The sequence below is a fragment of the Aquabacterium sp. genome (assembly GCF_049274795.1).
Taxonomy (GTDB): Bacteria; Pseudomonadota; Gammaproteobacteria; order Burkholderiales; family Burkholderiaceae_C; genus Aquabacterium.
In genome coordinates this window covers 23,183-37,498 of sequence record NZ_JBASTH010000002.1, presented here as the reverse complement: position 1 = coordinate 37,498, position 14,316 = coordinate 23,183, and the positions used below count along the sequence as shown (strand labels likewise).

The 14,316-nt window shown below is 69.0% G+C and carries 14 protein-coding genes and 1 pseudogene; 3 read left to right on the top strand and 12 right to left on the bottom strand.

The window, feature by feature from the left end; all coding sequences use genetic code 11:
* The 9 genes and pseudogenes from WAQ08_RS00545 to WAQ08_RS00505 all read right to left on the bottom strand — a co-directional run.
* Positions 1-1,104 (bottom strand): annotated as a pseudogene (locus WAQ08_RS00545) (hypothetical protein); the annotation flags it as partial.
* 13 nt (positions 1,105-1,117) lie between these two features.
* Complete coding sequence (locus tag WAQ08_RS00540) at positions 1,118-1,681, bottom strand: phage tail protein (protein WP_422188691.1); 564 nt, start codon at positions 1,679-1,681, stop codon at positions 1,118-1,120.
* Positions 1,682-1,692: 11 nt separating this feature from the next.
* Positions 1,693-3,738 (bottom strand): phage tail sheath C-terminal domain-containing protein, encoded by a 2,046-nt coding sequence (locus WAQ08_RS00535; protein ID WP_422188690.1) that lies wholly within the window; start codon positions 3,736-3,738, stop codon positions 1,693-1,695.
* Positions 3,739-3,815: 77 nt separating this feature from the next.
* The gene (locus WAQ08_RS00530; protein WP_422188689.1) at positions 3,816-4,265 is read right to left on the bottom strand and encodes a phage tail protein; all 450 of its coding nucleotides are present in this window, start codon (positions 4,263-4,265) and stop codon (positions 3,816-3,818) included.
* An 18-nt stretch (positions 4,266-4,283) separates the two neighbouring features.
* Positions 4,284-6,197 carry a phage tail sheath family protein gene (locus WAQ08_RS00525; RefSeq protein ID WP_422188688.1) on the bottom strand — a complete coding sequence of 638 codons (1,914 nt, stop codon included), beginning with the start codon at positions 6,195-6,197 and terminating at the stop codon, positions 4,284-4,286.
* A gap of 45 nt (positions 6,198-6,242) precedes the next feature.
* Positions 6,243-7,157, bottom strand: a complete 915-nt coding sequence (locus WAQ08_RS00520; protein ID WP_422188687.1) for a hypothetical protein — start codon at positions 7,155-7,157, stop codon at positions 6,243-6,245.
* Positions 7,157-7,777, bottom strand: a complete 621-nt coding sequence (locus WAQ08_RS00515; protein ID WP_422188686.1) for a DUF4255 domain-containing protein — start codon at positions 7,775-7,777, stop codon at positions 7,157-7,159. The genes WAQ08_RS00520 and WAQ08_RS00515 overlap by 1 nt, the downstream gene beginning before the upstream one ends.
* A gap of 231 nt (positions 7,778-8,008) precedes the next feature.
* Positions 8,009-9,175: a GGDEF domain-containing protein gene (locus WAQ08_RS00510; protein WP_422188685.1), complete on the bottom strand. Its 1,167-nt coding sequence runs from the start codon at positions 9,173-9,175 to the stop codon at positions 8,009-8,011.
* Entirely contained in the window at positions 9,172-10,275 is a 1,104-nt protein-coding gene (locus WAQ08_RS00505; protein WP_422188684.1) for a GGDEF domain-containing protein, read from the bottom strand. The genes WAQ08_RS00510 and WAQ08_RS00505 overlap by 4 nt, the downstream gene beginning before the upstream one ends.
* A 205-nt stretch (positions 10,276-10,480) precedes the next feature.
* Here WAQ08_RS00505 and WAQ08_RS00500 point away from each other — a divergent pair, with 205 nt between their 5' ends.
* Positions 10,481-10,849, top strand: coding sequence for a phage holin family protein (locus WAQ08_RS00500; protein WP_422188683.1), 369 nt, complete (start codon positions 10,481-10,483; stop codon positions 10,847-10,849).
* 8 nt (positions 10,850-10,857) lie between these two features.
* Here WAQ08_RS00500 and WAQ08_RS00495 read toward each other — a convergent pair whose 3' ends face one another.
* Positions 10,858-11,802 carry a CysB family HTH-type transcriptional regulator gene (locus WAQ08_RS00495; protein WP_422188682.1) on the bottom strand — a complete coding sequence of 315 codons (945 nt, stop codon included), beginning with the start codon at positions 11,800-11,802 and terminating at the stop codon, positions 10,858-10,860.
* 365 nt (positions 11,803-12,167) lie between these two features.
* Here WAQ08_RS00495 and WAQ08_RS00490 point away from each other — a divergent pair, with 365 nt between their 5' ends.
* Both WAQ08_RS00490 and WAQ08_RS00485 read left to right on the top strand, forming a co-directional pair.
* Positions 12,168-12,419, top strand: coding sequence for a sensor histidine kinase (locus tag WAQ08_RS00490; protein ID WP_422188681.1), 252 nt, complete (start codon positions 12,168-12,170; stop codon positions 12,417-12,419).
* A complete protein-coding gene (locus WAQ08_RS00485) occupies positions 12,401-12,997 on the top strand; it encodes an ATP-binding protein (protein ID WP_422188680.1) in 597 nt (198 codons plus the stop codon). The genes WAQ08_RS00490 and WAQ08_RS00485 overlap by 19 nt, the downstream gene beginning before the upstream one ends.
* Here the strand turns inward: WAQ08_RS00485 and WAQ08_RS00480 are convergent.
* Positions 12,994-13,503 (bottom strand): CinA family protein, encoded by a 510-nt coding sequence (locus WAQ08_RS00480; RefSeq protein WP_422188679.1) that lies wholly within the window; start codon positions 13,501-13,503, stop codon positions 12,994-12,996. The two genes, WAQ08_RS00485 and WAQ08_RS00480, sit on opposite strands and share 4 nt — an antisense overlap.
* The gene (locus tag WAQ08_RS00475) at positions 13,500-14,117 is read right to left on the bottom strand and encodes a phosphatidylglycerophosphatase A (RefSeq protein WP_422188678.1); all 618 of its coding nucleotides are present in this window, start codon (positions 14,115-14,117) and stop codon (positions 13,500-13,502) included. Before WAQ08_RS00475 ends, WAQ08_RS00480 begins: the two co-directional genes overlap by 4 nt.
* Positions 14,118-14,316: the final 199 nt, after the last annotated feature.

Below are 14,316 nucleotides of genomic sequence, written 5' to 3'. Positions count from 1 at the left end.
GCCGACGCGCGGGCGCAGCGGCACGCCCATGCCCCAGGGGCGGTCGTCGGTGTCGGCCGTGGGCTGACCGCCCAGCCCGAAGGCGCCCAGGCTCAAACGCGCGCCCTGTTGGTGAACCTGCGCCTTCACCTGGCCGATGGCCGGGCCCAGGCCACCCTGGCTGGCCACGGCCTGGCCGCGCCGCAGCGCATCGCCAGGCGCCGTGCGGCCCGCGGCGTTGCCCGACGCAGAGTCCGTCACACCGTTCATCGCGCGGGCCGACGGCCCGGCCGAGGCCGGCACGCTGCCCGCGCCCACCAGCGGCAACTGCGCATTGCTGCGCGCCGGATCCTGCCCTTGCGACTGGCGGCCTGTGGCAGCGCCCTGCCCCAGCCCGGGCGGCAAGGCCACCTCCTGACCCAGGCCCAGCTTCAAGGGATTGCCCAGGCCATCAGCCAGTGCGCGCCAGGCCGATGGGTCCAGCCCATGGCGCGCCGCCAGTTGCTGCAGGCTTTCACCCGGCATGGCCTGCACCACCTTGTCGGGCGCCTTGGCGCTGCCCTGCGTGCCGGGCGCGCCAGCCGGCAGGCCGGTCTTGGCGCCAGAGGGGTTGCTGGGCTGGTTCGCGTTGGAGGGCGCAGGCTGCGGCTGGTAGGTCCAGCGCGGATCCTGCCCCTTGATGGTCACGGCCACCTTGGCGCGCAGCGGCGTGCCGCCCGCATCGAAAAAATCCAGGTCCAGGTTGGCGCTCTCCATCGTGCCCTGCACCAGGAAGCTGCCCCACTCGAACAGCACGCGCGGCGGCGCTTCCTCGCCCGGCTTGCTGCTCTTGGGCCGCACGAAGCGCTCCACATCGGCCGTCTTCTTGAGCACATCGACGGCCTTGCCGCCTTCGCCCGCCTCGTCGGCCGTGTCGAAGACCAGGTCGAAGCTGACCTGCATCTCGCCCGTGCCGGGCCGCTGGCGCGCCTGAGCACCGGCCTGCTGGCCACCCGCCGTCTTGTTGGCGATCTGCACGCGCAAGGAGGTGGGGTTGAACTGCACCGGCACCGACGAGTCCTTGACCTCGGTCGGGTTGTCGGTGGCCGTGATCTCGGCCAGGCGGGCCTTGGCGAGCGCGGTCATTGGACAACCCGCTTCATGTCTGCGCCTCCATCGGCAGCAGGCGCAGCCCTTCGTGCGCGATGGTCAGCTCTTCGATGGCGACCTCGCCGCTGCGGGCGTTCAGCTCGGGGCCCTTGATCTTGGACGGCAGGCCACGATCGAACATCCAGGTGGCGCGCACGGTGCCATCAGGGCTCATCACCTGGATCACGCCGTCGTAGCGCGGCACCGGCCGCTCGCCATTGATGATGCGCTGCATCCAGTGCCACAGGGCCGGATCGACCGTGGCACCAGCCTCGCGCGCATGGAACATGCCGCGCTTGAGCACCAGCGGCTGGAACTTGGCACGGCCCACGCGGCGCACCACACCGTTGTTGCGGCCGCCTTCCACGTACTCCTGCACGTCCATCTCGATCTCCAGGCCCGAGCAATCCTGGAAGGCGCCTTCGGCCAGCAGCTTGCTGCCGGTGGGCGGGGTGTAGCCTTGCTGCTCGGCCCCCTTGCCGCCGGGCACGATCTGCTTGCCGGCCTGCACCTGCGGCGATTGCAGCAGGCGCACCTCGAAGCGGAAGGCGGTGAGCAGGGCGTTGTCGGCCATGGCGTGCTGCCTCAGCTTTCCAGGTTGAGGGTGCCGTCGCCCTCGCGGCGCAGGCGCACGAGGATGAACTCCAGCGGCTCGGCCGGGGCCACGCCGATCTCGACCAGCAACTCGCCACGGTCCAGGCGCCAGGGCTCGGTCAGCACGCGCACGAAGAAGGACTCGGCCTCGGTGCGCCCCGCGAAGGCGCCCACCTGGAACAGCCCGCGCAGCAGGCTCTCGATGGCATGGCGCAGATCGCTCCACAGGCGCGGGCCGTTGGGCTCGAACACGGCCCACTGCATGTCCACCAGCAGGGTGCGGCGCAGCATCAGGATCAGGCGGCGCACGCTGAGCTGGCGCCAGTCACGCTCGCTGGACAAGGTGCGCGCAGCCACCAGCTCGATGCCCATCGGCCCGCGCACGAAGCAGTTGATGCCCAGCGGGTGCAGCGCATCGGCCCGCCCTTCGGGCTGGCTTTCGGCCACGTGGATGACCTGGCTGGCGACCTCGTTGGCCGGCCCGTACTGGATGCCCTTGTCAAGCTCGCGCCGCGCGACGATGCCGGCGGCCACGGCGCTGGGCGGCAGCGGGCGCACGCGCACGGCGGCCGAATCCTGGCCATACAAGGGCTGGTCCTGCCGGCGGGCCGGCACCAGCCACGGGTGGTAGGCCGCCGCCCACGAGCTGTCGAAACGCGCGCGCCATTGCTCGATGCGGCCTTGCGACAGGCCCGGCGGCACGTCCAGTAGCGCGATCTGGGCCTGTGTGGCCTCACAGAAGGCGACCACATCGCGTTGCAGACGGATGATGGTGTCCAGCTCGCCGGGCAGGCGGGGATCGAGGATCAGGCCGGTGAGCGCGCTGGGCGGCACCGCCTGCACGGCGGGCGTGGTCACGGTGTCCACGCAAGGCGCGAACTCGGCGCCGGCCGAGCCCAGCACCTGCGGCGGCACCGGTGGTGGATCGGCCCATTGCGCGGGCACGTACAGATCGGGCACCACCAGCTGCGTGATGCTGGCCGTGCCGACCACGGCCACGGCATCGACCGGGGCCAGGGCGGTGATGCCATCGCCAGGCACATCGTCGGCCGGTGTCCAGGCGATGTCGAAGAAGTCGGATGGTTCGATGTCGTCATAGGCATCGTCGCCACCGCTGAAAGGGCCGCCCTCGCCGCGCAGCAATTCCACGCGCACATCGGCCGGTGTCAGGCGCAGGCCGGCCCAGTCCTTGTGCGGCCACACCAGCGTCGAGCGCTCGCACAACACGGTGGACATCGCTTGCGGGTGCTCGGGCGACAGCGCCAGGTGCTCGAAGCGTTCGGTGCGGCCGGCGCCATCGGCGATCTCCAGCCAGGCTTCGACCAAATCCACGCGCACGGGCACGGCAGCGGGTGACACGGCCAGCGATGCCGTCCAGCGCGTGGCCGGATTCAGTGCATCGCGCTCGGCGTGCAAGGCATCGACATGGCTGAGCGTGGCGTTGCCCGATGCGTCCGTCAGCCGCAGCAAAGCGCCAGGCTGCACCGTGGTGTTGAAGGGCAGCACCAGCTTGAGAGCAGGTGCCATCGAGGCATCGAAGTTCAAGGCCGTGGCGGTGAAGCCCGAAGCCAGCCGCAGGCCCCGCCCCCAGCTGCCTTCGTTGCGCGCGGTGAAACCCAGCGGCAAGCTGAAAGCGGCCTGCAAAGTGCCGGTCGCGCAACCATCGCCGAATTCGGCACCGCGCGCGTGCACGATGCGAACCACCCAGGCCTGGCGCCCACCTTGCTCGAAGAAACTGGCCACGGCCTGCGGCAGCGCGCCAGGCCCTTCGAAGCCGCCGAACACATGCACGTAGTCATCGAAGCTGCGCACCGGCACGGCCACGCTGCGGCGCAGGGGCCGACCCGAATCCTCGTCGACCATGTCCCAGCGCAGGGGCCAGTTCTGGTCCACCACGGGCACATGCGCCGGGCCGCGCGGCGCCACGCCCACGAAGGCGCACACGTCCATGCGCTGAGGATTCAGCGATGGCGCGATCACCTCGGGCAGCGCGTAGGCGCCCGGGGTACCCAGGGGGGTGCGTGCGGACTGGAGCATGGCTCTGGCGTGTCAGCGATGCGCGGGACGATGCGAGTGCCTCACTGAGGCCTGGCGCATCACCCACATCATTTGCGTCATTCGTACACCACGCCCTCGTGCGTGAGGTGCAGCTCTTCCATCGCCACCTCGCCGCCGCCCTTGGCCGCCAGTGTGGGGCCGACCCACTTCTTGGGCTGCGCGTTGGTGAGCTTGAAGGCCGCCACCGGGTTGCGCGCCTCGTCGAGCACGGTGATGGTGACCGAGCGGCGGCCATCCGCGCCTTCGCGCACGGACTTGACCCACTGGAACAGGTCGGTCGAGCCGATCAGGCCGCGCTTGAGCGTGACGTCTTCCTGCTTGAAGGTGTTGGGCACCTTGCGCACGGTGTTGACCAGGTCGTTGCCGCTGCGGTACTCGGAGTAGTTGATCTCGGTGCCCAGGCCGCTCACGTCGGAGAAGCCGGCGATCACATTGGTCTCGTCGCCGCTGCCCAGCGAAACCAGGAAGTTGAAGGCGCCGTAGGGGTTGTTGCGTAGGGTTGCCATGGTTCAGCGCTCCAGTGCTCAGGACTTGGCGTCGGCCGTCCACTGGCCGACACGGAAGATCACGAACTCGGCCGGACGGCTCGGGGCCACGCCCACGAGGCAGATCAGGCGGCCGTTGTCCAGGTCGTTCTGGGTCATCGTGCTGCGGTCGCAGCGCACGAAGAAGGCCTCTTCGGGCTTGGCGCCGATGAGGGCGCCGTCACGCCACAGCACGTACAAAAAGTCCTCGACCGTGCGGCGCAGGTTGGTCCACAGGCGCTCGTTGTTCGGCTCGAACACGGCCCACTGCGTGGCCTTCTCGATGGAGTGCTCCAGGTAGATGAAGAGCCGGCGCACGTTGACGTACTTCCACTCGGGATCCGAGCTCATCGTGCGCGCGCCCCACACGCGGTTGCCACGGCCTTCGAAGAAACGCAGGCAGTTCACGCCCTCGGGGTTGAGCACGTCCTGGCGCGACTTGTTGATGTTGATCTCGAACTTGGTCAGGCCGCGCACGATCTCGTTGGCCGGCGCCTTGTGCACGCCGCGCTCGATGTCGTTGCGCGCGTAGATGCCGGTCACGAAGCCCGACGGCGGCAGCAGCAGCTTGCGCGGCGGCACGCCGGGCACGGGCGGGAACAGCGGGTCCAGGATCTCGATCCACGGGTGGTAGAGCGCCGCGTACTTGCTGTCGAACTGGCCGCGGAACTCGCGGATCTCGGTCAGCGAGCTGTTGGCCTGGCCATCGACCACGGCGATGCGGTAGCGGTACTTCTCGGCGTGGCCGATCAGCGCGTCGGCCGCGGCCTTGACGGTGTCCTTGCTGAGCAGCGCACCGGCATCGGGCAGGGCCACGATGGCGATGTCCTCGATCTCGCCCAGGGCCTCGAGGCCGGTGGCCTTGTTGGTGACCACGTCGGGGTCGGCCTCCTGGCCGAGCAGGTCGTCGGGGCCGGGCAGCTCGCCGTCCTTGCCGCCGGCCAGGCGCTTGTCGGCCGCCTGAAGGCCCACGGCCAAGCTGGCCGCCGCCCATTCATCGGCACCTGGGGCCCATTGCAGCCACACCAGCGCGTTTTCATCTTCGGGGTCATTGAGTTCGAGCACCTTGCCGATGTAGCGGCGCTGGTCAGGGTGCGTGGCCAGCTCGTTGACGGCGTCCAGGCGGTTGTCGGCGCCGTAGACCGTCACCTTCAGCTCGACCAGGGCGGCCTGCACGCCCGCCTCGTCGGCCAGCGGGCCTTCGACACCGGCGTTGTTCACGAAGGTCTGCTTGCCGTCGGCATCGACCTTGACCACGTACAGGCGCGCCGGCACCAGCGCGTCGTTGCCCTGCAGCGGCTTTTGCGGCGGCACCTCGGCCGAGGGCACGGTCAGCTCGATCACGGCGCCGGCGCGCACGTTCTTGACCTGCACGCCCCAGGTGTGGCGCGCCAGGATGTCGCCGCTGACCACCGGGTACTTGAAGGCCATGTTCTTGCTGCGCACCACCTGCGTGTCGACCAGCACGTTGCCATCGACACCGGGCCAGCGCGCGCGCCATTGCGCGGCGCCGGTGGAGGTGGGCACGGTGAGCTTGGCGATGTAGTTGTCGACCGGCTCACGCGCCCCGGTGACGATGTCGGCCACCGGGGTCTGGAACACGCGCGACACGTACAGGCGCTTGCCACCGTTGTTGAAGAAGGCACGCGCCGCATGGGCCACGTAGGCCACGCGGCCCGGATCAGACGCCAGCTCCAGCGGGTACAGGCTGCCGTAGACGCGCTCGAACTCGGTGAACGAGGTGATCAGGCGCGGCTCGGTGGCCGTGGCCACCACGCTGCCCACCGTGTAGGGCACGGGCCCGTAGCGCGTGACACCCGCGTAGCCGGTGGTGCTGGTGGGCACGCCTTCGATCGATTTGGCGCGAAAGCTCACCTCCTCGACATAGACGCCTGGTGCTAGGTACTCGGGCATGGTCTCTTCCCCTCGGGTCAGGTCAGGTGGATCAAAAGGTCCAGGTCACACGAACAGCAGATCGGCGTCGCTCATGGCACGCAGCTCACCCAGCGCCAGGCTGATGCTGCGCACCGCTTGCGGCGCGTAGGTGGGCGGCACGGCCAGCCCCTTGAGAACATCGTTGAGCGGGTCGGTGCCGGCGTTCTCCAGCGGCAGGCTGGCCAGCGGGTCGGCCGCGCTGAAGGCGGGCAGCGCGGGCGGCAGGAACACCCACACGTTGAGGTTGATGGCGGCAGGCAAGGCCGCCGCGCCGGACACCGAGCCCTGGCCCAGCACCAGCAGGAACTCGCCACGGTCATCGCCATGGGCCCAGCCGATCTGCGCCTCGGTGGCGAAGTTGGCCGGCCCCGCCCCCGCGCGTGTGGCGATGACGCGGGCCCAGGGCACGGTGGCGTTGACGCCCGGCGAGACTTCGCGGCGGATGCGGCCGCGCAGGCCCGTGCTGCGGCTGGGCACCGGGTAGGCCGCGCCGGGCCACAGCCACGCGGTGCGTGTGTTGACGATGCTGGCGGGCGGCATGCCGCTGGCCAGCACCGGCGTGAAGGCCACGCGGCGCGGCACGTAGCGGCGCGGATCCTGCCCGATGGCATAGGCCGCGAGGCGCGCATCACGCGAACCGAAAGCACGCACGGCATGCCCCAACGGCTCGCCTTCGGCCACGGTGTGGTCCAGCAGCTTGAGGTAGCGGCCCGCATGGCGGATGGCCTGGCGGCCCTGGCTGTGCGCCTCGAAGCGCTGCACGAAGGGGCGCGTGCCGATGGCCTCCAGATCGCTCAGCCAGGCGGCGCCAGCCGGCGATTCGACCGGCAACTGCGTGAGTGCATCGATCCATTGCACCCCCAGCGCCAGCCGATAGCCCACGCGGGCGACCTCTACCGTCTCTTCCAGTCGCAGATCACGCAGCATGGCCTCGCTCATCAGGCGCTCCGCAGTCGGATGTCGGCGTCGACCACCGGCGGCTGCAATGTCTCGCCGCGTGTGTCGATGCGCACGACGCGCGCCACGTAGGGCACGGACAGGCGGTAGTCGCTGGGCAGCGAATCGAAGGTGCGCATCAGCGCCTCGGTGGAGATCTCTTCGAGCACCAGCTGCACCGAATCGGTGGGCGCCATCACCGGCTCGCCCTCGTACATCGGCTTGTTGGGCAAGGTGGGCGTGTAGAGCAAGGGGCCGCTGAGCATGGGCACCTGCTCCAGCGTCTGCATGGTGCGCCCGATGATCATGTGCTGGTACTCGGCGTTCTCGGCCCAGGGCGTGAGCAGGTAGTGCAGGTCGAGCGCGAGGTGGCCTTTGCCATCGCCATGGCCCACGGCGGACCAGGTGGCGCGCATCGCCTTGTTGAAGTCGACACGGTAGAGCAGGATGCTCAGCGCAGGGTCACCGATGGCTTCGTTGGCGAGGGTATCAGCCAGGTCTTCGGTGCGGATCAGCACGGCCTTGGTGTTCTTGCCCGGCACGGGCTCACGCTCCGCAAAAGCACGCGCCAACAGGCGCTCGATGCTCTTGCCGACGGCCGCGATGCTGGTGTATCCACCCACAGGTGATCCCCCCAAACGGTCATGCGCGCCTGGTCCACGCGCGAGCACGTTGGATCACCGACCAGGCCGTGTTTGTTGATATGTCACCCCGCCATGGCCCGCAGTCCTTGGCAAAGCGGACGGCCAGTGTGCCCAGCGGGTGCTGGGCCCAGCCATCCCTAGGGGTAGGGGGCGCGCTTCAACATGGGGGGATGGTGATGCGCCGCGGCATCACGCCGAAAGGCCAGGCCTTCAGTGCATCGCGTCGGCGTGCGGCTCCATGGCCATCACCACGCGGTCACGCCCCTGCCGCTTGGCCTCGTACAGGCTGTCGTCGGCCAGGCGCAAGGCGCGTTCGCCATCACCATCACGCACCGGTGCCACGCCAGCGCTGATGGTCACGGGCAGCAACTGGCTGCCATGGTGGATGGGCGTGCCGCGCAGTGCCTCGACGATCTTTCGGGCCACGCGCTGTGCGCCTTCGGTATCGGTTTCGGGCAGCAGCAGGGCGAACTCTTCACCACCCAGGCGCGCGGCCAGGTCCACCTCCTGCCGGACACTACCTTGCAGCAGTCGGCCCAGGCTGCTCAGCACCTGATCACCCGCGGCATGGCCGTGCGTATCGTTGACCTGTTTGAAGTGGTCCACGTCCAGCATCACCACGGTCAGCGGTCGCTCACCGCGCTGCTGCCGCTGGGCTTCCTGGGCCAGGCGGGCCATGAACTCGCGCCGGTTGGCCAGGCCAGTCAGCACATCGGTGCGCGCCAGCATTTCAAGCTCGGCCCGGTGGCGAGCCAGGCTGCTGAACAGGTAGAACAGCGCCGCGGCGAACGGCAGCACCGAGGCGTTGAACATGATGCGCAGCCACCAGGTCCACCAGTCGGACAGTTCCTCACCCGCGAACATGGGTTGCGACAACAGGGGCGCATAGCTCACCACGCCCAGGCCATGCAGCAGCTCATGCCCCACGATGAGCACCGCCCCCGCCGCCAGCAAGGGCGTGATGTCGCGCAGCAGAAAGAAGGCCCGCGCGAACACCAGGATCTCGATCAGCAGCATGCCCATGGGCGTGTCCTGCAGACCATAGAGCAGCGCCAGCGCACACCAGCCGATCAGCACGGGCCCCAGGGCCGCGGCGGCCCAGCGTGGCGCATGCTCGGGCAGCCATTCGCGCCGCTGCCAGGCCAGCCCGGCCACCAGCACCTGCCACAGCGCCAGCAGGCCTACGCCCCACTGCACGGCCGCCAGGCGCTCGGGGCGGTAGTACTGCAGCACCTCGTCATGGGTCAGTGCCCAGCCCTGCAGGGCGGCCAGCAGCAGCAGGATCGGTACCGTGAGCAGCGAGAAGCACACGCAGGCCATGGCGGTGCGGCGCTGGCGCAGGGCGCCATCCACCCCTTCACGCAGGCCGGCGATCATGCGGGCACCTCCGAAGGCAAGGGCCCCAACACCGAGTAGACCGCGCGGTTGCGCCCTTGGGCCTTGGCCTGGTAGAGGTTGGTGTCGGCCTGGCGCAGCAACTGCTCGGGCCGCTGGCCCACCCCTTCGACCACGCCCATGCTGACCGTGAGCCGCAGCACATCGCCCGAGGGTGCGCGCACGGACTCGGCCGCCAGCAACTGCTGCAGCCGCCAGCACACGGCCTCGGCCTCGTCCACGGTGGTGTCGGGCAGCAGCAGGGCGAACTCCTCGCCGCCCAGGCGCGCGGCCATGTCCACCGGCGTGCGCACCCCCAGCGAGAGCAGGCGGCCCAGCATGGCCAGCACCTGGTCACCGGCGGGGTGGCCATGTGTGTCGTTGATGCGCTTGAAGTGGTCCGCATCGACCAGCACCAGCGACATGGGGCGCCCGGTGCGCGCCTGGCGGCGCAGCTCGGCGTTCAGGCGCGCCATGAAGGCGCGGCGGTTGGCCAGCCCCGTGAGCACGTCGGTGGTCGACAGGCGGTTGAGCTTGGCGTGCACCGCGTCCAGCCGCCCGAAGAACATGAAGATCAGCCCGGCCACCACAGCCCAGCCCACGTGGAAGACCATGTGCCGCCACAGGGACCACCACCACACCGGCTCACCGTTGTGGAAGGCCTGCGTCGTGACGGCGGGGGCATAAGGCACCACGTCCAGCACCATCAGGGCATCGAACACGCCGAACATGGGCGCGCACACCAGGAAGGCGATCAGCATGGTGCGCCACTGCAGCAGCATCAGGCCGATGGTGAGCACGCCCATCAGCACCTGTGTGGGCGCGGCCGAGAAGGCGCCCGCGCACACGGCGATGCCCACATAGCCCAGGCCGATGCTCAGGGCCACCAGCAGTTCCACACCCGACACGGGCTCAGCCTGGTGCCGGCGCGGCCACAGGTACCACCAGGCCCCCGCCAGCACCAGCGTGGCCAACGCCAGCACGGCCTGCAGAGTCCACAGCACCGGCGGGCGCACCCCGGGGCGGATGGTGTCCGACACCAGGGCGATCTGGTGCAGCCCCAGGTAGATGATGAAGAAGGGCGATGCGAGGGCAATGGCCATCAGGCACCGGCTCGCAGGCGTGGTGCCGCTCAAGAGCCGCTCGAAGGCGCGGCGCAAAGATTCCAGCAATTGATGCACAGCCGCAGACTATGAGACCAGGCCGGGCACGGCGCCCGGTGTCTTCCCTGCCCAGTCGCGCAAACGTGACAGCTATGTCACGGGAATGCGCTCCGCATCATGGGCCAAGCGGCGCTATGCTGTCCACATGAAACTGATTCTGAAATGGCTGCTGCTGTCGGCGGCGCTGCTGCTGGTGTCCCAGTGGGACAGCGGCATCGAGGTCAAGAATTTCGGCGCGGCCATGCTGGCGGCCCTGGTGCTGGGCCTGCTGAACGCCGTGGTGCGCCCGCTGCTGGTGGTCCTGACGCTGCCCGTGACCTTGCTCACGCTGGGCCTGTTCCTGTTCGTGATCAACGCCATCACCTTCCAGATGGCCTCGGGCCTGCTGGAGGGCTTCCACGTGGCCAGCTTCTGGGACGCGCTGCTGGGCTCGGTGCTCTACAGCGTATGGGGCATCGTCATCGACGTGGCGCTGGAGCGCCTGATGCCCAGCCGCCGGGCGGACATCTCCTGACTGACTGATCAGATGTCGAAGGTCTCGCCCACCTCGGCGCGCATGGCCTGCTCGACCACCCGGCGCGTGAGCGGCGGTGCAAACGTCTCGATGAACGAGTACACATAGCCTCGCAGGAAGGCGCCCCGGCGGAAGGCCAGGCGCGTCATGTTGACGGCGAACAGGTGGCCCGCGTCGATAGCGCGCAGGTTGCGATCACGTTCTTCGTCGTACGCGATGGAGGCGACCACGCCCACGCCCAGGCCAAGCTCGGCATAGGTCTTGATCACGTCGGCGTCCATGGCGGTGAGGACGATGCTGGGCTGTACGCCTTCACGGGCAAAGGCCTCGTCGATGTGCGAGCGGCCGGTGTAGCCCGCGTCATACGTCACCAAGGGGTAGCGTGCCAGGCGCTGCAGCGTGAGGGGCTGGCCGTCGAGCAGCGGGTGACCGATGGGCACGACCACGCTGTGCGTCCAGCGGTAGCAGGGCAGGGTGACGAGCTGGTCGTACTGGGCCAGGGCCTCGGTGGCGATGCCGATGTCGGCCTCGCCGCTGATCAGCATCTGGGCCACCTGACGGGGCGAGCCCTGGTGCAGGTTCAGGGTGACCTGGGGATACAGCAGGCGGAAGTCACGCACGGCCGACGGCAGGGCATAACGCGCTTGTGAGTGAGTGGCCGCTATCGACAAAGGGCCCGCGTCGTGTTGAGAGAAGTCACGCGAGGCATTGCGCAAGTTGTCCGAATCGGCCAGCAGGCGCTCGATGATGGGCAGCACCTGGGTGCCAGATTCAGTCAGGCCCGTGAGGCGCTTGCCGGCCCGCACGAACAGCTCGATGCCCAGCTCGTCTTCCAGCTCGCGGATCTGGCGGCTCACACCCGGCTGCGAGGTGTGCAGGGCCTGGGCGACCTCAGTCAGGTTGAAGCCGCGCCGGACCGCTTCGCGCACCGATCGCAATTGCTGGAAGTTCATATCACCCTCTCTAAATGCGGTCTGCGCATTTTGTACAGGCATTGTTATGAGCTAAACAACTATTTTGTTCTATCGATCTGCGCAAAGCGAGGAAGCACATGCCCCTTCCAGCGCATGCCTGCTAAACGAAGGTTTACACACATGCACGGAGGGAACCTTTCATCGACAATGCGCAGCAACGGATCGACACGCGCTGTCAGATCACGACCACAAAAGGCATCTGCTCAGGGCACTTTCTTGATCTCTCCGTACGGTTGGTGAGGTAATTACAGCCGTGCGCGTTCTGATCATCGATGGCCATCCGCTGTTCCGCGAAGGCCTCAAGAGCCTGCTGCTGACGCTGGACCCACCACCCACGTGCAGCAATGCGCCCGGGTTCTGGACGCCTGCGCACCACCGCCCTGGCCCCGCTGCTCACGCAGATGCAGCAGGCCTGCGCGCCGGTGGCCGCCGCCAAGGGCCTGCGTCTGGTGCTGGAGTGCGATGACGACCTGCTGGTCGCCCACACCGATGCCGCCCACCTGAACCGCATCGTGCGCAACCTGCTGGACAACGCCCTGAAGTACTGCGATGCGGGCACCGTCTGGATCCGCGCCAGTTGGCGGGGCGGGCCCTGATCACCATCAAGGACACGGGCCGAGGCATCCCCCCGGAACAACAGGGCCGCGTCTTCGAGGAGTTCTTCCAGCTCGACAACCCCGAGCGTGACCGCGGCAAGGGCCTGGGGCTGGGCCTGTCCATCGTGCAGCGGCTCTCGCAGCTGCTGGGCATCGCGCTGCGCCTGCAGTCCGAGCCCGGCGTGGGCACCGGGGTGACGCTGCTGCTGCCGCCGCACCAGGGCCCGCCGCCCGACATGAGCGAGCCCGAGCCGGTCCCGCCGACCATGCCCTCGTGCCACGTGCTGGTGATCGACGACGAAGCGGATGTGCGCACCGCCATGGAGGCCCTGCTGACCTCGATGGGCTGCCGCGAGACCCTGGCCGACCTGCGTCTGCGCGGCGAGCAAAGCGGCATCAAGGCCATCCGCAAGCTGCGCCAGCAGCAGCCCGGGCTGCCAGCCCTGCTGATCAGTGGCGACACCGCCCCCGAACGCCTGCGCAAGGCGCGTGCCGAAGGCCTGATCCTGCTGCACAAGCCCGTGGCGGTCGAAACCCTGCTCACGGCGATCCAGCAGACGCTGGAGAGCGATGCCTAGGCCTGGCCAGGCGCTGCCAGCGCGAGCACGCCTTGCAGCGCCACCACACAGGTCTGCCAGCGAACGGCGGCGCGGTCTCCGCTGAACAGGTGGCACCGCGCCTGCGTGGGCTGACCACGGCAGGCCCATGCCAGCCATACCGTGCCCACGGGCTTGTCGGCCGAACCGCCCCCAGGCCCCGCGATGCCCGTGACGGCAACCGCCACGGTGGCCTTGGAACGCGCCAGCACCCCGTCAGCCATCGCCCGGGCCACGGGCTCGCTCACGGCCCCATGCACCTCGATCAGCGCAGGATCAACCCCCAGCAGCTCGCTCTTGGCCTCGTTGCTGTAGCTGACCACGCCGCGGTCGAACCACGCGCTGGAGCCCGCCAGCTCGGTGCAGGAGGCCGCGATCAGGCCGCCGGTGCAGGACTCGACCGTGGCCATCATCCAGCCTTGCGCAGGCAGCGCCCGGGCCAGTTCGGCCACGGCGGCCATCACCTTCGCCTGCACATCGGTCGTCATGCGCCCCCCCATGGCAGCCAGGACAGCCAGGGCCGCAGCGCCACGCCCAGGGCCAGCACGATCAGCGTGCACAGCGCGGCCACGAAATCGTCCAGCAGGATGCCCAGCCCCTGCGCCCAGCCGATGGATTGCCCCGGCCGGTGCTTGAACAGGCCATCGGCCCAGGCCACCGGCCCCGGCTTGGCCGCATCGAAATAGCGGAACAGCGCGAAGGCCAGCAACTGCCCCACAAAGCCCAGGGGCGAAGCCACCCACAGCACGAGCCAGAAAGCGAGGATCTCGTCGATCACAACCGAGGAGGGATCCGCCACCCGCAGGCTGCGCGCCGTGTGCGTGCTGGCCCACCAGCCCACCAGCGTGCCCACGCCGATCAGGCAGGCCCAGCGAAGATCAGCCTGGGGCCCCTGCCCCCACCAGTGCTCCAGCACCAGGAAGCTGGCCCAGGCCCACAGTGTGCCGACCGTACCGGGCGCGGCCGGGCTCAGGCCGCTGCCGGCCCCGAAGGCGATGAAGTGAGCGGGGTGGCTGAGCAGCAGGCGCATCGAGGGCCGGCGCGGCGCCGCCGGCACCGCAGCTTCTGCAGGCCCGGAAGGGGAAGGCACGTCGGCATTCATCCCGGCATTGTCACCCGGCGTCCGTTCCCACTGTGCCTGCCGCCAATCCAAAAGACACCACCGCAGCGCCTCTGTCCAGGAGCCCCCTGGCTTGCGGGGCACCCCCCTATTACTTGGGGGATCGGACGGTTGTCACGCTGTTTGCATCTCTTTACATTGATTTCCGGTCATCCGCTTTTTGCCCCCTCACGCAATCCTC

Bases quoted from the DNA above. Each gene is read 5' to 3' on its own strand.
- WAQ08_RS00540 (WP_422188691.1), bottom strand. From the start codon at position 1,681: ATGGCCGACAACGCCCTGCTCACCGCCTTCCGCTTCGAGGTGCGCCTG.
- WAQ08_RS00535 (WP_422188690.1), bottom strand. From the start codon at position 3,738: ATGCTCCAGTCCGCACGCACCCCCCTGGGTACCCCGGGCGCCTACGCG.
- WAQ08_RS00530 (WP_422188689.1), bottom strand. From the start codon at position 4,265: ATGGCAACCCTACGCAACAACCCCTACGGCGCCTTCAACTTCCTGGTT.
- WAQ08_RS00525 (WP_422188688.1), bottom strand. From the start codon at position 6,197: ATGCCCGAGTACCTAGCACCAGGCGTCTATGTCGAGGAGGTGAGCTTT.
- WAQ08_RS00520 (WP_422188687.1), bottom strand. From the start codon at position 7,157: ATGAGCGAGGCCATGCTGCGTGATCTGCGACTGGAAGAGACGGTAGAG.
- WAQ08_RS00510 (WP_422188685.1), bottom strand. From the start codon at position 9,175: ATGATCGCCGGCCTGCGTGAAGGGGTGGATGGCGCCCTGCGCCAGCGC.
- WAQ08_RS00505 (WP_422188684.1), bottom strand. From the start codon at position 10,275: ATGGCCATTGCCCTCGCATCGCCCTTCTTCATCATCTACCTGGGGCTG.
- WAQ08_RS00500 (WP_422188683.1), top strand. From the start codon at position 10,481: ATGAAACTGATTCTGAAATGGCTGCTGCTGTCGGCGGCGCTGCTGCTG.
- WAQ08_RS00495 (WP_422188682.1), bottom strand. From the start codon at position 11,802: ATGAACTTCCAGCAATTGCGATCGGTGCGCGAAGCGGTCCGGCGCGGC.
- WAQ08_RS00490 (WP_422188681.1), top strand. From the start codon at position 12,168: ATGCGCCCGGGTTCTGGACGCCTGCGCACCACCGCCCTGGCCCCGCTG.
- WAQ08_RS00480 (WP_422188679.1), bottom strand. From the start codon at position 13,503: ATGACGACCGATGTGCAGGCGAAGGTGATGGCCGCCGTGGCCGAACTG.
- WAQ08_RS00475 (WP_422188678.1), bottom strand. From the start codon at position 14,117: ATGAATGCCGACGTGCCTTCCCCTTCCGGGCCTGCAGAAGCTGCGGTG.